A 24039-nucleotide genomic window follows, 5' to 3' on the forward strand; every position below is an offset into this window, starting at 1 on the left:
CCATTAAAATAAGAGAATCCGATTTGATATCATTTTAAGTTTTCTGTAGAACATCCTTATAGGTTTTTATAACCTATAAGGATTAACTCTATAACACAGTACATGTAATTAGTGTTATAAAACCCATCATTAACCCGAACGTTCTGTTTTCCTACACGGCAATATTTATTTATCTTTGCACCTCTTTCAGCAAATTACTTTAAATAAATAATGAATATACTTCTATTAGGTTCCGGTGGACGTGAATGTGCCATCGCATGGAAACTTTCTCAAAGCCCGCAATGTTCCCAACTTTTTATTGCACCCGGAAATGCAGGAACATCCGCTTACGGAACCAATATTGCTATGTCCATTCTGGATTTTGAAGCAATAAAAACCTTTTGTTTAGATAATAAAATTGACATCCTTTTCCCGGGTGGAGAAGATAGTTTAGTGGCAGGTATCTATGACTTCTTTAAATCCGAGGCAGACTTAAAACACATCATTGTTGCCGGCCCATCTAAAGAAGGAGCGCAACTGGAAGGCAGCAAAGCATTCTCCAAGAAATTCATGCATAGACATGGCATTCCGACTGCCGCTTATCAGGAATTTGATGAAAGTAATTTTGAAGAAGGCCTTGCTTATCTGGAACAACATACAACACCCATTGTATTGAAAGCAGATGGTTTGGCAGCAGGGAAAGGAGTAGTTATCACAAGTGATGTAGCAGAAGCAAAAGAAGTATTTACCTCCATGATTAAAGAATCACAGTTTGGTGATGCAGGTAAGAAAGTCGTAGTAGAGCAATTCCTGACCGGTCTGGAAGTTTCTGTTTTTGGTTTAACCGATGGCGACAATTTCGTGATTTTGCCCGAAGCCAAAGACTATAAAAGAATTGGAGAAGGTGACCAGGGGCCTAATACAGGCGGCATGGGCGCTGTATCTCCGGTGCCTTTTGCAAATGATAGCTTCATGCAAAAAGTATTGGAACGCATTGTAAAGCCAACTGTAGAAGGGCTGAAAAAAGAATCCATTATTTATCAGGGCATCATCTTTTTTGGTTTGATAGAAGTTGGCGGTGAACCTTATGTAATTGAATACAACTGCCGCATGGGCGACCCTGAAACAGAAGTTGTAATGCCAAGGCTTGAAAATGATTTAGTGGATTTAATTCTGAAAATGAATGATAAGAAACTAAATGAAGTAACCGTTAAACACAACCCCAAAGCAGCTTGTACCGTAATGTTGGTTTCTGAAGGATATCCAGGAGATTATGCAAAAGGTAAAGTAATGACAGGGCTTGAAAACGTTACCGAAAGCATTTTGTTTCACGCAGGCACAGCCAGTAAAGGCACTGATATCGTTTCAAATGGCGGTCGCGTAATAGCAGTCACCTCTTATGGAAAAGACCTGAAAGACGCACTGGCTAAATCTTACGAAAGCATTACACATATTGATTTTGAAGGTAAAAATTTCAGAAGGGATATAGGATTTGAATTTATTTAGTCAATAGTGAATTGTGAATAGTCAATCAATATAGAGTATTCACAATTCACCATTAACAATTCACCATTGACAATTCAAAACAATGATTGCAATAGACAATAAACTGATTAGTGACGAAGTGGTAGAAAAGCAATTCGTTTGTAACCTTGATAAGTGTAAAGGTGGCTGCTGCGTAGATGGCGATACCGGTGCGCCCATCACGCAGGAGGAAGCAGATTTGATTGAAGATTTATATCCGCAATTCAAACATTTAATGACACCACAAGCTATTGCCCATGTGGAAGAAGAAGGTGCCTATACCTTTGATGACGAACACGGTTTGGTAACACCAACTTTGAATGGCGGCATTTGCACTTATGGATATTACGATGATTCAGGCATCGTAAAATGTGCAATAGAACAGGTATATCGCGAAGGCAAAATAAGTTTTAAGAAACCGATAAGTTGTCATTTATTCCCCATCAGAATTACGGAATACGAAAACTTCGATGCATTGAACTATGAACCGCGCGAAACACTTTGCAAACCTGCCTGTAAATTGGGCAAATCACTGCAGATTCCCGTCTATCAGTTTTTAAAAGAACCATTGATTCGGAAATACGGAGAGGAATTTTATGAAGCGCTGGATGCCACTGCACAACAAATGTATTTGAATAAAGAAGAAGAATAACAAAATGGGTTGATATGAAAATATCAACCCATTTTGTTTCAATATCCTTAAAGCTTTTGAAGATTATAATTAATTTGCCCTGTTAATTTCATCACTATTCTTATTGAGATTTCTTTTTGCCTGAATGTTCCTGTTGCCGAATTTCCATGTCAGCGCAAGTTGCAAAGACCTGTTATCAAAATAACTATTCTGGAAAGTACCATTATAAAGGTTTTTCATTTGCCAGATATCCGTCTTCAGAATGTCTTCGGCATCCAGCGTAACAATCAGCTTTTTCTGAAATAAAAATGTTTTGATACCCGCGCTCAGATTACAGAAATGTCGTTGCACATCAAAATCTGACTGCTGCGCCGATGTAAAAGAAAACCCTAATTCCGCTGATAATGTTTGAGAAGCATTCAAAGTAAAAGTGTTGTCGGTTTCTATTGAAAAAGAAGGTTTGACGTAGCTTACATCCGCATTATAAAACGTGGAATTGAATTTGCTGTAAGTTCCGAAAACCTGTGTTGTGTTTTCCCAGAAAGATAACGGTTGTATGCTTAGCGTCATTGTAACGCCATACTGAGTCTGTGTTCCTGCATTCGCAGATACGAAATTAAAAGAATTACTTACCGTGTCTATATTGGAAACCCGTGTTATCAGATTCGTTACATGCTGTGAAAACAAAGTCATTGTAAAGATCGACTTATAGGTATAGCCAAGCTCAAAATTATTACTGAATGCAGGTTGCAGAAAAGGATTTCCCTCCTCATAGGATGTTTCTGTTGAATAAATCCGGAACGGATTCATAATCCAGAAAGAAGACCTGTCTATTCTTCTCGAATAATTAAAATTCAGACTGTGCACTTCACTGAATTTGTATTGAACATAAGCAGTCGGAAAAATATTGAAATAATCATTCGTATTGGTTTGTGACAGGCTTAATGAATACCCTTTTGTTTGAGTATATTCCCCTCTGAACCCTAATTGCAAGTCCCATTTTCCAAAAGACCTTTGAGCACTTATATAAGCTGCCTGTGTATTTTCTTTATAGTCAAATGTATTAGTCTTGTCGTTGTCAACTATATAATCCATACCTTGAAACGTAGTAAAAACATTGTCGCTGTTATTATGTACAAATGAAGTTTTTGCACCTAAAGAAAATATGGCAAAAACAGTTGGCATTTCATAATCCACACTTACGGTAGTAATAGCTGTTTTGATTGTACCAAAAGTCTTATTGTCGCTTGATACGCCCGTACTGTTACCGTCTGCAAAGAAATCGGAAGTTTTGAAAGCCCTGCCTTTATCGCCTTTCCTTGTAAAATAATCTGCATTAACAGTTAGTTTTTTGCCACTGCTGTCTATCTTCCATTCATAGTTCAGATTGAATACATTCCGTCTTCCTTTATCAGTTGCAAAAGCATTGGTAAGTATAGTGGAATCTTTAACCAGAGAAGGGATGTGCAATACTTCATTATCATAATCTTCGTCCGTCTTTCCGTCCAGCGTCCCTAATGTATAACGGAATCCGAGTACGGCATTCGGTTTCAGATTGTAATCAAACCCAAGTTGCGTATAAGTGTACAGCGGTCTGTTATCCTGATTCAACGTCTGATTTTGCTGTTGTTCCGGATAAAACGTATTGGTTTGCTGTAAGGAAATAAACCGGTTTCTATTTATGCTTGAATTACCGTAAACATTTATTTTGTCCTTGCGGTAATTAAAAGAAGCATCTATATGTTCAGAGCCCTTTGTCCGCTGTTCATAACTGCCTGTAACAGTTCCGTTAAAGCCGTTTCTTCTTTTCTTTTTCGTCACGATATTGATAATGCCCGAATTGCCCTGCGCATCATTTTTGGCCGGCGGTGCAGATATAACTTCTATTTTATCAATCTCTATTGCAGGCATGCTTCTTAGTAATGCTTCCAACTCTTCGCCATCCGTTTGTACCAGTCTGTTATCTATCATGATGCTCACCGTACTTTTACCCGTCATACCAATATCTTCATGGCTTACCTGTACACCGGGTGTTTTCTTTAATAGTTCAAATACATCAGAACCGTTGGAAGAAATGCTATTGGCAACGTTAAAGATGACACGATCAACTTTGCGTTCTATCAAAGGAGCTTTGCTGTTGATAGTTATACCATCCAGTTCCCGTTCCTGTACAGTTAAATTGATATTCCAATTGAAGGTATCATTTGCCGGTGGCTGTAGCTGATAAATTTCAGCAGCATAACCCAATGCAGCAACCTCTATAAACATACCGGTTTGATAATGAGAAATAGTTACATAGAAATTGCCTGAAGTGTCCGGCGTTATTGATTTTATAATGGCACTGTCCGCTCCATTCCGCAATAATATGTTTACAAAAGAAAGGTCTTCTTTCTCTTTAATAATTATTTTTCCTTGAATCATCTGCTGTGAAAAGCAATGCAGAAAGGCAACAGAGAAGATGCAGGTGATAATTGCTTTCAGGAAATTCATGGAAAAAGGGTAGGAGAGTGTAGAATAATTGCAAATGTATTTATTTGCTAAATTGCTTTTGAAAATGACAGGAGATTTATTTTTGCACAACAAAAAAGCACCGGACTATTCGTCCGGCGCTTTCAATTTTATATAGAAAAGCTTATGCTAAAGTAATACCGCTGTCTAAATAAACATCCTGAATAGAATTCAATAACTGAATACCTTCATTCATTGGTTTTTGGAATGCTTTACGTCCGCTGATAAGACCCATACCACCTGCACGTTTGTTGATAACCGCTGTAGTAACTGCTTCTGACAAATCCGAAGCACCTTTGGATTCACCACCGGAGTTGATAAGACCTGAACGGCCCATATAGCAATTCGCTACCTGATAACGAGCCAGGTCAATCGGATGGTCCGTAGTCAATTTGCCGTAAACGTCTTTATGTGTTTTACCAAAATTGATGGCATTGTAACCACCGTTATTGGTAGGTAATTTTTGTTTGATGATATCCGCCTGAATCGTAACACCCAAATGGTTTGCTTGTGCAGTAAGATCCGCAGAAGTATGATAATCCACGCCATCCTTCTTGAATGCATTGTTACGGATATAGCACCAAAGAACAGTTGCCATACCTAACTCGTGTGCATATTCAAAAGCTTTAGCCGTTTCAATGATTTGGTGGTGACTTTCCTCAGAACCGAAATAGATAGTTGCGCCAACCGCAGTAGCGCCCATGTTCCATGCGTCTCTGATAGAGCCGAACATGATCTGGTCAAAACGGTTAGGGTAAGAAATAAACTCGTTATGGTTGATTTTTACAATGAAAGGAATTTTATGCGCATATTTACGAGCCACAGAACCCAGTACACCATATGTAGAAGCAACAGCATTACAGCCACCTTCAATAGCCAGTTTTACAATATTCTCAGGATCGAAATAAATAGGATTTGGAGCGAAAGAAGCGCCTGCACTATGTTCGATACCCTGATCTACCGGAAGGATAGAAACATAACCTGTATTAGCTAAACGGCCATGACCCAAAAGCGTCTGGATGCTGCGAAGCGTCTGGATATTACGGTTAGAACCTGCCCATACTTCATCTACGTGGTTAGGAGATGGAGCATGTAAAGAAGATGCGCTGATTGTTTGGCATTGGTGAGTGAGTAAAGACTCAGCGTCTGCACCTAATAATTCTACAATTTTGTTATGTGCCATAACGAGGGAGAAAACTTTAGTTAAACGTGTGAAAAATTGTTGGCAAAGGTAATATAAAAGAGAAACATTTTTTTTACAAAAAACGAAATAAATCAAGTCGATTCTTTTTTTTATTTCAAATAATACCATTACTTTTGCGCACCTTTCAAGGTAATCACAACAGTGATTGCTCCTATAGCTCAGTTGGTTAGAGCACCTGACTCATAATCAGGGGGTCCTTGGTTCAAGCCCGAGTGGGAGCACTGATAATGAAGCGTTTATGATAATTTCATAAACGCTTCATTATTTTCCCCACTACAATCGCGCCATAAACTCCTGATATTTTTAGCGAAAATCTTTAACAATAATCAGCTGATATTTTCTACATATGTTTGCTAGCCTTGTATCTCTTCTTTCAAAACTTCTATAGCCATTTTTATCAGGCGCATCCTCTCTTTTAATCTGTCCTGCTGTTGTTGAAGTGCACCTAATTCCTCTTCCTGTTCGGCGTACATTTGCCATAATTGTTCTAAGCGTTGTTCCAATGTTAACTTATCCATATTGTTGTTTTAACTGGTTTGTTATCTTGATATTTTCAATTTGCTATTAACTATGCCTCCAATAATGTCATTTGATTCATCTCGGTTCAATGATGCAACATAAATATCTATCTCAGGGATTAGCATGATCTTGTTTATAAACTCCTGGATAACTCTTGGCTTACTATCCATTTGGCCTTTTAAAAGTTTGACGTCTCGTCTGATGATGACATCTTTTGCTTTTGCAGGCCATTAAAACCATCGTTGTTGAATTTATCTGAAGAGTTCATGGAATGATTAGCTAAATATTCAATGCAGATGGTATATGTAAATATAGAAAAAATCAAGAAAAGACATAACAAAATTAGGCTCGTTGTATAACGAGCCCTTTCTCAAAAACAAATGACAATCAAAACGCCGCTTCAATCCTAATTGTTTCCTGACAGCATACACAATGCGATTGTACTCATTCGCCTCATGTATTGATTTGCCGATTGCATAGAAACCAAATAAACGTTCTTAGTAAAATCAGGTATTTATACCTGATTTTGAAATTAGCATTGAATATAGATTTGTTAATAATCTCATTCATATTAGCATTGGTAATAGTTTAATTGAATTGTTAAGTAAATCCCACTGTCTTAATTTAATTTATAAATTAAATTATGTGATATTTATAACATTTCTTTTGTAAACATAGTGTTATTTTAGCATTCTTTTATTAGTTCAGCTGTAATTGTTTCTTGAAACATACCTTATCTCACTTAATACATCTGGAAATGAGTAATGATACTACAAATAAAAGCTTTTCAAGACATTTGGAGAATAACAGGGAATTATTTATAAAGACAGGTGTGCGTTATGAGAAATTAGATTTAACCAATCTGTTATTTGTTCAAACAGAAGGCAAATATATCGCACTTCATTTTAAAGATGGGAAACGGCTGCTCAGGGTTTCGTTGGTTAATTTTCTTAAAGAATCTTCTCATTTAAACTTGATAAGAATCCATAAAGGTTTTGCAATAAATACGGACTATATTAACTCTTATACATCTCAGGAAGTGACAGTTTTGGATAATGAAATACCTATAGGCAGGAGTTACAAAGGAAATTGGGTTAATTATCTTAATAAGACTAATAAAAAAAATCTTGGACGGTAGGGTTGAGATGCTTTTAAATCGAATTATTGTCGATATAGCATCCAATAGAGTTTAATATATCATCGCCATGCAATTTTGCAGCATCTCCGCTTATCCACATGTGATCATCACTTTTTCTTACTGTGAAACTATCTTCTCCTATAGTAACAATATATGTTTTGTAAGGTCCATCTTCTTCTTCAACTCTTGAAACAGTAAAATTTTGCAATGAACATTCATGCGTTAACTCGGTCGGGATATTTTTTTTCATAATTAATATTTTCAAGCCCCACAATATACAAAAAATAAATATAAATTTATTTGAGAAATGTCTTCGTATGAATTTAAATAACATACTCCGAAAAATGTAACCAGAGAAATAAAAATAAGCTAAGTCAAAGAATACTCTATAAGCTTTCTTTAAACTGATATCATTCGGTTCTCTCTTCCATTTAACAGCCAAACCTTGTACGCAACGCCGTTGTAAATGGATGCTACTTTGTCCCAATCACGAGCCTTTAAGGCGACTTAAAGAGCATTGTCAGTCCTGATGAATTTTATTAAAACTGCCGCTTTGGTTTAGATTGTATAACCTATCATAATCCTTAACGCCATTTTTGCCGGTATCGTAATATTTTTTTCTTTATTAAAAGAAACGGTTGATTTACTGAAAATCCAATCCTTAATCCCGATTTGAGCAATTGCAAACTGCCTTATCTCAGTAGCGACACATCGCCCTTCAGGTGTACATTGCCATACAAAGGGCAATAAAAAACGCAGTTGTAAAAGTACACACCCAAATCGGACGGTTGCCCCTTGAAATTACCATCCCAGCCTTCATCCGGTTGTGCAGTGCTAAATACCCTTTGCCCTAACCGATTATAAATATTGAGGCTGTAATTATCTATCTGCCCAAAATATACCGGAAGCAGCAAGTCATTGAGTCCGTCATTATTAGGCGAAAAAGCATTAGGTAAATTAAAATTGCAATATCGGTCCAAACAAGAAATTTCGTTTATTACAATAGTATCAGAAGTAATCTCAAGTGTGCAGGTGTCCTGCAACGTAGCCCAATAAATACCCGGTTCCTGTACGATGATACTATCGGTTGTCTCGCCGGTAGACCAAACAGTAAAAGGTCCTTGCCCGTGTAGTACGATTGTATGCTCTTCGCAAATACTGGTGTCGGCACCCAGAGTCATAGGGACAAGATAACTCGGAGTAGACTTGATCAGGAATTTTTTTAATTTGCCTATACAGTCATCATCTTGAAACGTCAATACTGAGTATAACCCGGTATCGGTAACGTTGATCTCTTCGGAAGTCTGCCCCGTTGACCATTCATGGCTGAGTCCCGGACCTGCATCAAGTATCTCTCTATCCATTGCACAAACTTTTATTGTATCTGTAGGCACTTCATCAAAAAACAAATAAGGGTTTACATCACCCAGCGCAAAATCGATAGAGCCATGATATGCCCCAGCATAATAGTTAGCTACTATTTTATCGGACGACGTCAGATGGTATATGATGCCAGTATCGGGTGTTATATAAGCATACGCATAATCTGGATTGGCGGGAAAAGGTAGAAACTGCGAAGCGATGCTACTATTGTTAAGTAATATGCTAGGTAAATTATCGATTTTACTTACTATGGCGATAACTTGCTTTTGTAAGTAAAAATATTGGGCAAGTAATCCGGAAGTGTTTCCAACTGTTTGAAACCAGGCTTCGCGTATGCCATCACGCATGCTGATAACCATTGCAGAATTAGGATCAGAAAGCGAATCCACAGGGCCTATATTCGGGTAAACAACCACCTGTGTGTAGGATTGTTTTTGTGCAATCATGTGTTGGGAGATGCTTACCGGGAGCGACGATGCTATATGTACCGGTTCACGGATAATAGTATCAAGTGTACCACCCTCACTAAGTGTAGCAATGCCCGCTCCGTTCAAGGTGACCATATTGTTATTGCCTGACGAAACTATCTTAATGATAGTAAAGGGGTTGTTACTATAAGGAAGAACGTAATAGCTTGTATCCCAGGATGACACCGGTAGTATTTGGTCGAAGAAAAAGTCACATGCCGGATAGTCGCTAAAGGAAGCGGTATATGGCCAATAAGAAAAACCGCAGGCGCCGGTATTGAATACATTGATCGGGTTGCAGCAGGAGGCATTTTTAACTTCTATCTTAGTGCCGCTTAAGTCTTTTAATGGGTTGTTTGCAGCGTTGCCTATGGCATAGGTTTGGCCCTTATTCAACATTACATTAAAGGGCACTCCTGCGGGATGGCCAGTCAGGTTCTTAGAAGGGGTTATCTCCAGCATAACATTGTCGCAAGTAGCAACTATACTGAAGTTGCCCGTATTGCCGACGCTCCCTTGACCGAATGAAAGATAGGGAAGGCCGTTAAGGAAATAAACATCGCCATATTTCTGCCTGTCCGAGGGATAAATCAACCCACCATCGTCCTCCATTGAGCCCCAACCGGCGTACTGTACAACTATATCTGAATCAGAAACAATATGAAGACTTCTGTTTTGCACAGTTTCAAATGCAGAAGTCATAGCCAATTGTATTTCCGAAATAGGTATAGTGATTTTTATAATAGTATCAGGAGGCACATTTACGGTATGAATGGTGTTGTTAAAAGTATAGGTAAATGTTAACGTGGCATTATATATGGAGGATAGATAAAACTCATTAAATGCACTGTAGTCTTGCATGGTAATCCAGAAATTTTTTCCTGCATAGCGGGTATGCTGACTTGCCTGTTCCTGCGCATACAAATGGTAAAACGAGGCAACGCAAAGCAGCATAGATAAAAGAAAAAGGAGTAGATTTTTTTTCATGGTAATCAAACATTATGACACTAAAAACATCGGCAGATTCCTTTTGCTTTTTGTACTTATTAGAAAGATGTTTTAAGTCGGAGTTTGTAGTAAAAATAAAAAAATTAATCAAATTTAAATATCAATACAGTTCCTGTAGTGAAGTTATATTGAAAAGTTTGAGGCGGTAAAAATGTAATCTTCTGCTTTTGCTCAATGCAGAAACAAGTTTCTCGATACGGAAGTGATATCAACAGTCTTTAAATTGATACCCCCTTTAAAGTTTGCAAACAACACAATACAGTAATTTTTATTTGAAATTATCCAACAAAGAAAAGGATTTGTTGTTAATAGAAATGTTGCATTATTTAATGTCAATTTGTTTCAAAGACACCATCAGGTAAGTGCCGGGTGTAAAAATCTGAATTAACAATGGATGCTATTGTAGATACATTAAAGAACAGGGAGCTTCCTGATGTCAAAGTTCGGCTGGATGAAATATCCGAAGACTTACATCGTGAAGGCCTATATTTTGCTACATATAAAGACATGGAAACGCTATTGATAGTTTCAAATGATATTGTAACAACTTCCTTCGATTTGATAAAGAACATGAATAACGAAGTCCTTGTTACAAAAACAGATAAAGATCTAAAGTTCACTTTGGGTTCAAATAAAGAACATATTCAAGGTCATGAATCAAAATCATATTTCAGCAGTGAGAGCAGTAATTTTATAAAGGCCTTACAGACTCCTGAAAATATAACTTTAGACACGAATTTTCCTTCAAAACTGTTCAACATTAAAGTTAGAGGAAAGCTAATGCCCGCAATTATATTCAGCAAAGATGACTTGAAATAATTCCGGTACGTTAGTCGCACAACAACTTCTAAAAACAAAATTATCAAATGCGCACCCACGGCTGCGCATTTGATAATTGAAATAATAATAAGAGCTATTAATAGGCATTTAAAATTGGTAGCCAGGTGCCTGGTTATGAATTGCTTTTATTTTCCGGAATAGAGTCGTACCGGTTCTCACATTTTCCCAATAGAGTTTTCTCTCACAAATTGATGCTGTTTCCTCTTTTATATTAATACAAGTCAAATGTGTTTTAATTATTGAAGATTCGGGTGACATGTAATTATAAAAAGGGTGCTAAGAATAGCACCCACATTTTATTATATATAGCAGTGATGTAAAAGTATATTATTGTCCGGTATCTTAACTTAAAATTTCTTTAAGGTCTAAACTTATATAATACGGTCTTCTACCATTAATGTTTTTTGTTTTTCAAATTGTTAAATTAGTTAACCCTGCTAATTCACCTGAAATTTGAAAAATCCTGTACCTGCTGTTTGCTTTTTATCGCCTTTATAGGTAATAAACATTTTCCACAACCAAACATAAATTTATTTTTCAGAAAGGTAGCCGCTCTTTCTGTTATAAATCAACACCTGATAAAAATTTGGTTTTAGTTTGCACTTTTATATTATATATAGTCCTGCGATAGGGGATTTTCCATCTTAAAAATACGTTAACAAGAAAGATCCATACGTTCTCAAGATAGTGTGTTAAAAAATATAAGTTCTAACTTATATTCGTTAGGGAATAATTTAACCCGATCACCAACCACCAAACCACCACCTTGAGAGGAGCATTTATACATATGCTGCTGTTAATAATTGTCTTTTCAGGCAATGAGGGAAGCGCATATGGACAAAATCCTCCCGATAGTTTTTTTTCCCTTCTCCACTGCGACGCTGTTTATATAGAGAGCGGTAATTTATTTGAGGATGTTTACTTTATGTCTGCAGGAGCCACGAAAGTAAGCATCAGCTTAAAGCTCTATGAGCTGAAAGCCACAAATGACAGCATCCTCCTTTATTCGGTAAGCGGTACCGACTTTGAAGCCGGAAGAGGTGCTAATAGGCTGACCGTCCCATTTAAAGACCGCCGCGTAAAGGCCAATATCAGAGAAGACTGGCTCGGTGCCTTCAAATCCATTGAAAGGATGCCTGCCGGCAATTACGCCTGTATCATTCAAGTTAAAAATACAGATGCCGGAAAAGACTACACCGAAAGGATTTTACTTTCAAGCGACACCTTGATTACAGAATACACCAGGCTCGATGGCGGCATCGGCAGGATACTTGGCAACGGCTCCATAAAAGTATCGAAAGTGCTGGACAGCAAAAGCGCCGTGCTGGAACGCTACTACCAAAAGAAAGGCATTGCCTGCAGCAGGAGAAGCGAAGCAGGGAAAGAATTGCTGGATTTATATTACGGCAGCTGGTACCTGGGCCGCAAGGAGCTGCCTTCGGATATGACCACCGGTCAGTATGCACAAAGCAGCGACGCCCTAAGAAACAACCTCGACGCAACCGGCAAGGATGCACTGTCCGATTACCATTCCCTGCTTTCCCGGTTCAGGGACATGCAAAATACAAGCAAGGAAAATACGGAACTTGTTGCCGACATCTCCCTGTCAGGTAATTTTGCCAACGGCCAGGAGCCCAATTCAGGCCTTTCCAACAACTATTACGAAGGCAGGGCAGATGTGGAGCTGCCTCTTTTTGATATCCCGGTACAGGTATCGGGCTTCTACACCACACAGGATATGCACCGGCAGGCAAAGGCAAGCTATATTCACTTCCGCTACGATGCGGAAAAAGCCAGGGAACAGATGCTGAAGCTTATATCCGGCTTCAACAATAAATATTCGCAGGCCCTGACAAAAGGCTCGGGCTATGACCTTATTTATGGCCAGTTCGTAGCCAAGCTCCAACAGGAAAAAGACAGGTCGCTTGCAAACTTCACGAAACAGTACGGTATCGACGAAAACGGCCTTTCAGGCCTCAGCGAAGAAAGATTGCAACAAATCGTAACCGAAAGGGCGGAACAGCAGGGACAAAAGCTGACAGATTCGCTGAAAAACAAAGCAGACACTTCAGCAATAGCAAATAACCTTAACGATAAAAAGGACAAGGCGCTGGCTGCAAAACAACAGGCGGAAGAAAAGTACGAAAAGGCAAAGGAACAATATCAGAAGCTGCTGGAGCTGCAGCAAAAAATAGATAAATACAAGGCTCTTTTAGAACAATATAAAAAGTCCAATTTCTATGATTCGGCCATGGCCTATGGCAAGATAAAAGACCTGAAGAATTATGAAAACATGTCCTGCAAAGACATGGCAAAGAAAGCTGCATCGCTGCTGCCCGAAAGCAAGACCAAAGGCATGGTAACCGGCCTTGTCAACTTCGATGCCGGCATGTTCCCCAAATACGTCTCTGACTATACCATGTCCGGGCAGATGATGAAGGGCCTCGACATGAGCTATGACATCGGCTTTGCCACCGTTGGCGGCAGTTACGGCAAGATGGAGTACATTGACCGTAACGGCAATGTGGAAGGCTATAAAGCTTACAGCGGCAGGATTGAGTTCAAGCCCGTTGTGAAGCAGACCTTCGGTTTTGTGTATTATGGTTACAGCCCCGGCAAGAGCCTCCTTGGCGGCGGTAGCGGCGGTGATGGTTTCTTTAAAGACGTGGATGTTTCGATGCCCAGCTTCCGCAACCCTGTCAGCATCCTGTCTGCCACCTACAAAGGCGAAATCGGTGACAATGTTACCCTTAGCGGCGAATATGCCTTTTCAGATAAACCGGGCCAGTCGGATGAAGCAAAGGAACAGGTAATGTTCATGGACAAATCAGCTTACAACTTCAAGGCAGCTGCAATGATACCCCAAACAGACATCGAGATTGAGTCCGGCTACGAACATGCAGGCAAAGCATTTGAGAACAATACATTGCCTGTCCTGCTGGCAGGCACCGACCGGCTTTTTATAAAAACGAAAGGTGACTTTTTCAGGAACTTCCTTACCCTTGGCGCAGAATATAATTACCTTATCCAAAAGAGCTTTTACAGCAAAGGCAGCAACTCCAAATGGGGCTTTGACATTGCAACACATTCCAGGCGCTACCCATCGGTTGCCTTGTCCTACAAACCCTTCTCCACCTTCAGGAGCTTCAACGACACCCTAAACATTGCGCAGAAACCTATCTCAGGCGAGGTATGGACCGGCAAGGCAAATTATCAGATAAAAAGACAGGACAGGGCCATTCGCTTTACGCTTATCTATAGCCGCAACAGCAGCACGGACGATACGATACAATACAAGAGCTCCACCGCACAGCTCAGCACCATGCTCAGTAAAAAGACAACAATGCTGATGGTGAACATCGGGCATTCCAATATCGATGCCGGCAGCTATGAAACGGCATATCCCATATATAACAACAGTTGGTTTGCCAATGCTTCGCTCGGCGGCATGGTCGGGGAAAGCATACAACTTACAGGAGGCATAGATATTACGAAGGCAGGGCCGGGCATCAGCAAGTACGGTTGTTTTGTCAGTAGCGGCTATGCCTTTAAGAAGCTGCCTCTTACAATACGTGGCAATTTCAGGTACAGCAATTTCCGGATGGCAGAAACGACAAGCAGGCAGCAGCTGGTATCCGGCGGCATAGAGCTCAGCTGGAGGATAAAGGAAAAACTCTATACCGATTGATAAAATTGAATGAGGGGATTAAATAAAAAAACAAAACCATTGACGATATGAAACGCATTACCGGGTTTATTGTTTCGATAGTACTGCTGTTGGGTTCGGCGGCAGCATATGCACAAAACGGGCTGTTCGTGAACATGGCATTCCTGGACGGCATTGCAGTCACGCCCGACAACCTGCTTAACTATCAGGTACAATCCGGCCTGACCAAGGCTACCCACGCACTGGTTACAGGTACCATCCGTTACCGCAATTCCACCATGCGCATCTCCTACAGGTTTGAATGCAACCTGCAGCCCGGCATAAACAACCTTTCCACGGCAGGCATCAGGCCGGCTATGGTTTATTCCGAGCCTGCACTAAGGGAGCTGTTTGAACAGTACAAGGTACTTCCGCAGGGCATCTATGAATACTGCGTGGAGGTGACGCCGAACTTCAGCAGCGGCGAATCTACCAGTGAAAAATACAATGAATGCGTGTACCACAAATCGGAGGACATCTTCCTCATAAACTTAATAGACCCGGATAACGATGCAAAGATTTATGAATACAACCCGATGCTGAGCTGGACGGTCAACTATCCCTTTGCCTCAGAGCTTAAATACAGGCTCAGGGTTGCGGAAATCAAGGAAGGCCAGAACACAACAGTTGCCATCAACCGCAACAACCCTGTATATGACGAGAAGAACCTGATGCAGATGAGCCAGGTATACCCCGTCTATGCCAAGCCCCTGCAACTCAACCAGCCCTATGCCTGGACGGTGGATGCCTATTACAAAGGCATCCTGCTCGGCGGTGCCGAAACCTGGAAGTTTACCATCATAGAAGATAGCCTGCTGGCGGCAATCAATACAAACCCGTCATATGTGGATGTACAAAGGGAACAAGGCATCTATACCATGTATGCACCCGGCTTGCTCAAATTGAAATATGACCTGAAAGACTTAAAAACAGATACCCTTCAGATAGGCCTTTTGGATAATGAGGGCAAAACTGTAAAAATGAATAAAGGCCTTTCCATCCTGGATGCAAAATATGGCGACAACAGGTTCATCCTGAACTTCCATGAAGAACAGCCGCTGAAGCACCTGCAACAATATACGCTTACAATAACATCGCAAACCGGAAGGATTTACAAAATATCCTTTAAATACGTTAACCCTGAACTCATCCGAAAATAACAGCACATGACCAGAACTGACCTGAAGCAAATACTTATAACCATTGCGATATGCGGCATTACAGTAGCTTTTATATTGATAAACAACCAACGGATAAATAAAAAGATTGCGGTGGTCGATGCCATAAAGCTTTTCAATTCCTTTAAGATGAAGCAGGAGCTTGAGTCACAATCCGGGGGCCTGCTATCCGCCCTGGGACGCCAGGCCGACAGCCTCAAAAGCGACCTCGCTGCCAAAAGCAAGGTAAAGGACTTTCCGAAAGCGGAGCTCGAAAAGTTGTATGTGCAGTTCAGAAGTGCCCAGGAGCAACTGGAACAGACCTATCAGCAGACAAACCAGGGCATCAACGAAGAAGTATGGAAGCGGCTTAACCCCATGATAGACGAATATGGGAAAGAGAACGGGTTCAGGCTGATAATCGGCGCCAACGGGATGGGCTCCGTTTTATATAACGATGACTATTACGACAGGACAAAAGAGGTAATTGATTTTGTAAACAAAAAATATGAACAAGGCAATTAAATTGATTTTACCGCTCTGCCTGCTTGCAGCCTGTTCCCAAAAGCGGGATCCGGTTAAATATGCAGAAGATAAGAGCAACGGGTTAAGAAAGGAGATAAGTGTCGGCAACATGCATTATACTATCCAGTATAAGCCTGCTGATTACATCGTGGCTTCCGAGCACCTTGATTCCGGCAATGCAGCTGAAAGGCTCAGCCAGTTAAAAGGCATGGTATGGTTCAATATTTCTTTTCAGGTGGAAGGCTTCGGACAGTCGCCCTTGCGCTATCAGATAAGCGGGCTGGATGAATACACGGCAAGGCAGGACTACTACCTCAATAAGGCGCCTAATGACATGTACCTGCTTTATGGCAGAGACAGCCTTACCGTTAACAGCTACTGGTTTGAAAACAACCAGAACCTGACACCCTATGAAACAATGGTCGTCGGCTTTAAGCTGCCGGGTGCCGTAGAAGTCCCTAAGGAAGACCTGCGGCTATCCTATTACGACAGGGTATTTAAGAACGGCATTATTAAAACAGTTATAAAGAAAGAAGATTTCTGACCTGCATACCATAAAAATAAATTGTATTAAAAGCACAAATCCTACCGTATGTTATACAACAAAAGAGTCATCAGGTTCACAGCAAAAGTAATGCTGTTTACAATGCTTATTCAACTCATTGTTCCTGCTACGCAAACATTTGCCCTTACCTCAGGCCCGAGCCAGCCCGAGGTCCAGAGCTTTGAGCCTGTGGGGACTACGGATATGGTAGATATGTTTTCCGGCGATTTTGTCTACAACATACCGCTGATGGATGTGGAAGGCTATCCCATAAACATATCTTACCACGGCGGTGTGGAAATGGAACAGGAGGCAAGCTGGGTGGGCCTTGGCTGGAATATCAACCCCGGTGTTGTAAACCGTACTGTAAGAGGCTTGCCGGATGACATGAACGGCGAAACAGTAGGAAAGACCTTGAATATAAAGGATGAAAAAAACCTGAGAGTCGGTTTGGGAGCAAAATATGAAACATTCGGCGAAGATTTTGGTCTGTCGGCAGGTGCGGATGTATCAGTAAATTTTAGTAATTACCGTGGCGTAAGTGCTGATATCGGCCTTAATTGTGGGGTTAATATAATGGGTATGGCTTCTGCAGGCGTCAACCTTGGAGTCGGTTCACAAAACGGTGCAGATGTGGATGTATACGCAGGCTTGCAATTCAGCACTTCAAAGATTATAGGTGGCGATATAGCAGGTGGACTGGGGTTTAATTTCGGAACAGGTTACAGCACTCGTACCGGCCTGAAAGATATCAACCTTGGCATCTCTGCTTCTGTGACAACAAATGGCTACGGCAGCTATTCGAAAAATTTTAGTGCTACCATTCCTATAGGTGTGAAAAACATAGTTCCTGTCATAACCAACTCATCAAAAATGAATATGTACAGGGGAAGGTTGAAAATAGGCGCGGAACTTTATGGTGGCTATGTATATGGGTCTGCATTCGGTATGGTCAGCAAATTGCATTACAACACGAATGGAAGTCGCCCCGGCTATGGATATCTCTATGCTGAAAATGCAACTGACACTTCCATCATGGACTTTACACGGGATAAGGACGGCATGTTTAATGAAACAATGAAGTTGCTTCCTTTGGGCAATATGACCTATGATATTTATGGCGTGAGCGGGCAGGGAACAGGTGGCTCCTTCAGGCCTTTTCGTAATGATTTTGGAAGTGTCGGCGATCCTGTCGTAACAAGTGAGTCTTCCGATTTCAGCATGGAAATAGAAGCAGGCATAGGTAACCTTTTTGAGCTGGGCTTCAATGTTAGTAACGGCAATACTAATATGCAGTCAGGGCCCTGGGATAAATTCAAACATCCCTTCAGCCACAATTTTGGTGGTAGTTTGTACCAGAATTCCTATTTCAAACAAGCCGGGGAAATCACGGAAACTAATCCCGGCTTAATTTCTGCTATACAAGGACTCGGTCCTACCGATGGTGCGGCAACGGTTAATGTTCCATTCAAAAAGCCGAACTCTGAAAACATGCGGGATCCGAGAGGCAATCTGATCTATTATTTCACAGCTGATGAAGCCGGTCTTCAGGGAGTAGCCTCTTCTCGAAAGATTGTGAGTTATGGAAGCAGTGACGGGTTTCAAAGCGGCTCCGATATTACCAAAACAGAAATTGACAGAACAAGCAATGGCAGGACTGCTTCACAGATTTCAGAGATAGTTCAGGTACAGACCGATGGCCGTAAATATATCTATGGAATTCCGGCAATGAATACAAGCCAGGAAGAAGTAACAATGGCTGTAAACGGCAGCGATAATAATGATGGCACAGTTAACTATACAGGTACTGAAGCAAGTGCAGGTAACACAAGCGGGAGAGATAATTATTTTAGTAAAACCACTACTCCGGCATTTGCACATAGCTACCTGCTTACTTCCGTCCTTTCAACAGATTATGTAGATGTAAAGGGCGATGGGCCTACAGATGATGACTTCGGCACGTTCACTAAGTTCAATTATACCCTTAAAAATTCCTCTTTTGGATGGAAAGCGCCGTATGGGGAAAATAAAGCTCAATTTAATACAGGCTTTAAATCTGATAATCAGGATAATAAAGCTAATTATTTAAAAGGCACAAGAGAACAGTGGATGCTGCACAGCGTGGAAACCAAAAATTTTGTAGCGGAATTTTATACATCTTCCCGTCTTGATGCAAGAGGCGTGGATAAAAATACCGACCAGTCTTATAAACTTGACTCTATAAAGCTTTATAACAAACATGATCGGTTTATTAATCAAGGCAGTGCTATTCCTATCAAGACTGTTATCTTCAGGTATGATTACAGTCTATGTAAAGGCGTTCCCAATAACCTGAATATACTTAATGGCACCAGCTTGGACGATGCCGGTAACAGCGCAGCAGATACCCTTGTAAAAGGCAAACTGACACTTAAAAAGATATTTGTACGTTACGGTAATTCAGACAGAAGCATGATCAGCCCATACCAGTTTGAATATGCAACCAATAAAAATTATGCGGTCGCAAATAAAGACAGGTGGGGTGCCTATAAGCCTAATGAGGGGATGCCTAACTGGGAATATCCTTACGTAAATCAAAATGATACACATCTGGATGAATATGCAAGTGCATGGTCATTGAATAAGATCACTTTACCATCAGGCGGTACTATTGGGCTGCAGTATGAAGCAGACGATTACGCCTATGTAATGGATAAGCCTGCAATGGAGATGTTTAAAATTGCAGGTATAGGTAATTCTCCCAATTACTCAAGTGGCAATCAGCTCTATCAGGATAAAAATAATCCTAACCTTTATCTATATTTTACAAGAAGATTAAGCAGTGAAAAAGCAGGACTAAGCTTTGCTTCTAACTATCTCAACGGAAATCTTATCTATTATAACGCAGAAACCAGATTGGTAAATAATTCCTATGAACCTATAAAAGGCTATGCCGGCGTAGAAGATGTTCAACCTTGCAGCGACGGAATACATGGATATATTAAACTTGCTCCTGTATCTATTGTAGGTGGGGGAGCATCCTTAAACCATATTTCCTATACCGCTATCAATTTTGGAAGGTATTACCTCCCTCATATCATATTTCCGGGCAGCGACCCCGAGGCAAGCGGCATACTGAACGTAATTGCAGGTATCCAATATGCCTTTGGTGAATTACTGAGTGTGGCAAAGAACCCTGTTAAAAGAATGACAGAAGAAGGCAAGGCAAAAGATATCAAGCTAAATACATCTTATATAAGGTTAAATAGCCCCGGAATGAAAAAGAAAGGCGGGGGGCAGCGAGTAAAAAGAATTGAATTCTGGGATCACTGGAAAGACATGGCAGGTGGCAATACAAAGGATGCATCTTATGGCAAGACTTATGATTATACAACAGAAGATCAGGGAAGCTATGGCACAATCAGCAGTGGTGTTGCAAGTTACGAGCCTCAGATCGGAGGCGACGAAAATCCTTTCCGGGCGCCGCTTGACTATGTAGTACAGTCGGGCGGAGGCTTCCCGCCACATGATCCCGTTGGTCTTTATCAGGAATATCCTGTCGGCGAAAGCCTTTATCCGGGTGCGAGTGTAGGATATTCAAGGGTAACGGTTAAAAGCATACACCAACAGGAGGGCCGCTCTTCACAGGGAGAGGATATCTATGATTTTTATACGGCAAAAGATTTCCCGATTCAGGTACAATCTACGCCCCTTAATAAATTGACGGATGCAAATGATTACGGATTCTTTAGCCAAAAAAGAATTTTTGAAGCATCACAGGGTTATACGCTCACCTTCAACGATATGCATGGTAAACCAAAGCGTACGGAGCATAGAATAATAAAACCATCAGCAGCATCTCCCGGCCAATCGGAATTGGTTAGCTACAAGCAATACAACTACTTCACCAGTAGTGGCCACCTGAGCAATGACGTTCCGGTAGTTGCATACGATCCCGTCAGTCAGAAGATGAAGCTGCAGACTAAAACGGTCGGGCTTGAGGCTGATTTGACGATAGATACAAGAGAAAAGAAAGAAGAAACAATATCAAGTACCTTTTATATAAATGTAAACATATCGTTGGTAGGGCCTTTTCCTATTCCGTTCCTGCCTTTCCCGATACCGCCGTTGTCTACTGATTTCAATATGAAAAACGAATTCCGTTCTGTGGTTGCGACAAAGGTGGTCCAGCAATACGGCATATTAAAAGAGGTGATAAGCTCTGAAGAGGGAGCGCTTACAACAGTAAAGAATGAAGCATTTGATCCGGTCACAGGACAGGCTGTAATTACTTCAGTTAATAATGAATATAAGGATCAGGAATATTCTGTTAACTATCCTGCTTACTGGGGCTATAAATCTATGGGACCTTCTTATAAGAATACAGGTTATATAGAGAATTTCCATCAGGTAGAGGTCAGTAATTATACAGGCGAATTGCCAACAGCCGGTACTTATAAAAATTATCAGGTTGGTGACGAGTTGCTGATAACATATGTCTATGGCGGGCATTATTATACAAACAATGTCTGGGTAACAGGATTTAAGTACGACGTTAATCCTATTGATAAGGATTGTCACCCATTCTGGGATTCTATAAACAGTAACCCGGGTGTAGGTGAAATTCAGTATAACGTAAAAGATACAGTGACACATTATCATACTGCGAGCACATCCGAGTTTCCGCATCCCATAATAAAACCACGGTACAAGTATCAGTCAAGTGCCTGGCCAAATGAAACTGTAAGCGGTAACGGTACCCTGACGAGTGTAAGCATAAAAGTTATCCGTTCCGGTTATAAAAACCAGTTGACTGAATCCATGCAAAACTATACAGGATTGGACCGGCCTTTTGATGGTAGCAACCTGATGAAAAATAATCTGACAAGGCTGATCAATATATCTGCAAAAGAATATTCCGATACTTTGACGGCTATTCTACCAAAATACGACTCCGTTATCAATCCCACCACATGGGATTCACTTAATGAATTCGTAAATGGAACACGACAGATCAGGCGCGTAGCAAAGGAATATGCTTTTCTGGCACCCAGAATATATGACAACCCCTCTGCCCGTTCATCCGGTTTATTCTCGGCCAATACATTTTGGCAAAACAGCACAGGAAACGATGAACATCTCCACGATGAATGGTACTGCTATGAACATGTAGATTGCTTTGCTTTTAACGAGGAGCAACTGAAAAATCCTCTCAATTTACTTGTAAGGGCAAATGCAATTCAGTGTGTAATCGCTCATCATCATATTTACGATGGTGTCAATCCAAATCCGAACCTGAATTCCTATCTCGTTGCGAATCTGTCGATAGATCCGGGATGGGTATTGGCCAGGACTGTCACTAAATACAGTCCTTGGGGCATGGAGCTCGAGAACAAAGATGCAATAGGCAATTATACAAGTGCAATGTATGGTTATAATCAACAGTTGCCCGTAGTACTTGCTCAGAATGCAAAGCAACATGAAGTTATGTTTGACGGTTTTGAAGATTATCGCCTGCTGCAGGTAGTAAGTAATCTTGTTGGTTTTAATTTTTCCCCTTTTAGCGGTTATTTTGATCTGGCGACACTTACCGGCAACAGTCAGTATAAACAATATAAGATCATAGGCAATACCACATATAACCTGGCCGCAGATATGGCACATACCGGCAAGTATTCTATTCGTACTTCAGGGAACTTAACACTTTCCATGCCCGTTACTTCGAGCCAGCCGACGGGGCAAGCCAGGTATTCCACTTTCAACATGGAGACAGGAAAGCGCTATGTTATTTCTTATTGGATAAGGCCAACCAATGCATCTTCTACAGCAAATGGTTACACCCTGCCATCCGGCATGCAATGGAAATCGAAAATTATAGAAGGCTGGCAACAAGCTGAAAGCGTAATAACGGCCACCGGCTCAAACTACAATTTAGTATTGCCTGGCAATAGCTATATTGATGATATAAGGGTTTACCCACTGGATGCAAATATGAAATCCTTTGTATATCATCCGGTCAACCAGAAGCTTATAGCGACTCTTGACGAAAACAACTTTGCAACCTTTTATGAGTATGATCAGGAAGGCAACCTGGTACGTACCAAAAAGGAAACAGAAAAGGGTGTCATTACTGTGATGGAATCCCGCAGTGCTAATGTCAAGTACCATAACTGATAAAACAATTCAAGATGCGCAGAAAAACATATAGGTACATCCTTTCGGCTTTGGTAAATTGTTTGTTGTTCTCTGCTGTCTATGCACAACAGCATTCAATAACAGAACTTAAGCCTGTATTCGAAAGACTCAAAGGCTTAAAGACATACAGTTTTGAGAACCATACAAAAGCCACCTATTCCAATGGGCAAAAGCAAGAGGCTACGACAAAGATTTATATGGACAAAGGCAATAAATGCCTTTCCTATGTCAATGAAGGAGAATCAGTCCTGCTCAATAAGACCTGGGTATATAAAGCCAGCCATATTAATAAGACAGCACAGGTTTTTAAACTGGATGCGTATAATAAAAGGAACAAGGGCATATTGCCCGAATTGCAGTCTCTTTTCAAATTTGATCTTTCCACTGCCTTTGTGGACTCGGTTTTGCTCACGCATGGAAAGATGCTATCCTCCGATAAGAAAGGGACCAAAGTTACCTGTACACTTGCTATTGCAGGATTGCCCTATATCAAGCAGGTCATCATCGTTTATGATGAAGGTACCTTTTTGCCGGAAAGTATTTATATGCGTACAGAAAGCCCGCCTGACGCTTCCGGAAGGAAGACGGTTACCGAAACAATATGCGATAATTACAAAACGGCAGTCCCTGCATCTGTATTTGATGAACATCAGTTTTTTGCGATAGTGAAAGGCAAGCCTGTCTTGACCCAATACAAAAATTACAAAGTCTATTCTGTACTATAAACTCATG

The 24039-nt window shown here is 40.7% G+C and carries 15 protein-coding genes and 1 tRNA gene; 11 read left to right on the forward strand and 5 right to left on the reverse strand.

Annotated elements, in window-relative coordinates; translation table 11 throughout:
• Positions 1-210 precede the first annotated feature (210 nt).
• A complete protein-coding gene (purD, locus tag F0919_RS15560) occupies positions 211-1485 on the forward strand; it encodes a phosphoribosylamine--glycine ligase (protein ID WP_150033716.1) in 1275 nt (424 codons plus the stop codon).
• 82 nt (positions 1486-1567) lie between these two features.
• Positions 1568-2155, forward strand: a complete 588-nt coding sequence (locus F0919_RS15565; protein WP_150033717.1) for a DUF3109 family protein — start codon at positions 1568-1570, stop codon at positions 2153-2155.
• 69 nt (positions 2156-2224) lie between these two features.
• Here F0919_RS15565 and F0919_RS15570 read toward each other — a convergent pair whose 3' ends face one another.
• Together F0919_RS15570 and F0919_RS15575 are read right to left on the reverse strand one after the other, a co-directional pair.
• Complete coding sequence (locus F0919_RS15570) at positions 2225-4624, reverse strand: outer membrane beta-barrel family protein (protein ID WP_150033718.1); 2400 nt, start codon at positions 4622-4624, stop codon at positions 2225-2227.
• Positions 4625-4766: 142 nt separating this feature from the next.
• A complete protein-coding gene (locus F0919_RS15575; protein ID WP_150033719.1) occupies positions 4767-5825 on the reverse strand; it encodes a class I fructose-bisphosphate aldolase in 1059 nt (352 codons plus the stop codon).
• Positions 5826-5993: 168 nt separating this feature from the next.
• Here F0919_RS15575 and F0919_RS15580 point away from each other — a divergent pair.
• Positions 5994-6067: transfer RNA gene (locus F0919_RS15580), tRNA-Ile, on the forward strand.
• A 132-nt stretch (positions 6068-6199) separates the two neighbouring features.
• On the opposite strand, the gene F0919_RS18490 is transcribed toward F0919_RS15580, so the two are convergent.
• Positions 6200-6364, reverse strand: coding sequence for a DUF2721 domain-containing protein (locus tag F0919_RS18490; protein WP_190277410.1), 165 nt, complete (start codon positions 6362-6364; stop codon positions 6200-6202).
• A gap of 758 nt (positions 6365-7122) precedes the next feature.
• On the opposite strand from F0919_RS18490, the gene F0919_RS15585 reads away from it, so the two are divergent.
• Complete coding sequence (locus F0919_RS15585) at positions 7123-7503, forward strand: LytR/AlgR family response regulator transcription factor (RefSeq protein ID WP_150033720.1); 381 nt, start codon at positions 7123-7125, stop codon at positions 7501-7503.
• 13 nt (positions 7504-7516) lie between these two features.
• Here the strand turns inward: F0919_RS15585 and F0919_RS15590 are convergent, their stop codons facing one another.
• Positions 7517-7753: a hypothetical protein gene (locus F0919_RS15590; protein ID WP_150033721.1), complete on the reverse strand. Its 237-nt coding sequence runs from the start codon at positions 7751-7753 to the stop codon at positions 7517-7519.
• Between the two features lie 442 nt (positions 7754-8195).
• Positions 8196-10340, reverse strand: coding sequence for a T9SS type B sorting domain-containing protein (locus F0919_RS15595; RefSeq protein ID WP_150033722.1), 2145 nt, complete (start codon positions 10338-10340; stop codon positions 8196-8198).
• Positions 10341-10751: 411 nt separating this feature from the next.
• Here F0919_RS15595 and F0919_RS15600 point away from each other — a divergent pair, with 411 nt between their 5' ends.
• The 7 genes from F0919_RS15600 (at position 10752) to F0919_RS15630 (ending at position 24032) form a co-directional block, all read left to right on the forward strand.
• Positions 10752-11180, forward strand: coding sequence for a hypothetical protein (locus F0919_RS15600; protein ID WP_150033723.1), 429 nt, complete (start codon positions 10752-10754; stop codon positions 11178-11180).
• 808 nt (positions 11181-11988) lie between these two features.
• On the forward strand, positions 11989-14889 hold the full coding sequence (locus tag F0919_RS15605) for a hypothetical protein (protein WP_150033724.1): 2901 nt from the start codon (positions 11989-11991) through the stop codon (positions 14887-14889).
• 47 nt (positions 14890-14936) lie between these two features.
• The gene (locus F0919_RS15610; RefSeq protein ID WP_150033725.1) at positions 14937-16067 is read left to right on the forward strand and encodes a hypothetical protein; all 1131 of its coding nucleotides are present in this window, start codon (positions 14937-14939) and stop codon (positions 16065-16067) included.
• Between the two features lie 6 nt (positions 16068-16073).
• Positions 16074-16589: an OmpH family outer membrane protein gene (locus F0919_RS15615; RefSeq protein ID WP_150033726.1), complete on the forward strand. Its 516-nt coding sequence runs from the start codon at positions 16074-16076 to the stop codon at positions 16587-16589.
• Positions 16573-17133: a hypothetical protein gene (locus tag F0919_RS15620; RefSeq protein ID WP_150033727.1), complete on the forward strand. Its 561-nt coding sequence runs from the start codon at positions 16573-16575 to the stop codon at positions 17131-17133. Before F0919_RS15615 ends, F0919_RS15620 begins: the two co-directional genes overlap by 17 nt.
• A 48-nt stretch (positions 17134-17181) precedes the next feature.
• Entirely contained in the window at positions 17182-23286 is a 6105-nt protein-coding gene (locus tag F0919_RS15625; protein WP_150033728.1) for a hypothetical protein, read from the forward strand.
• A 14-nt stretch (positions 23287-23300) separates the two neighbouring features.
• Complete coding sequence (locus F0919_RS15630) at positions 23301-24032, forward strand: hypothetical protein (RefSeq protein WP_150033729.1); 732 nt, start codon at positions 23301-23303, stop codon at positions 24030-24032.
• The last annotated feature ends 7 nt before the right edge of the window (positions 24033-24039 follow it).

Origin of the sequence: Taibaiella lutea, assembly GCF_008629695.1 — a bacterium.
Taxonomy (GTDB): domain Bacteria; phylum Bacteroidota; class Bacteroidia; order Chitinophagales; family Chitinophagaceae; genus Taibaiella; species Taibaiella lutea.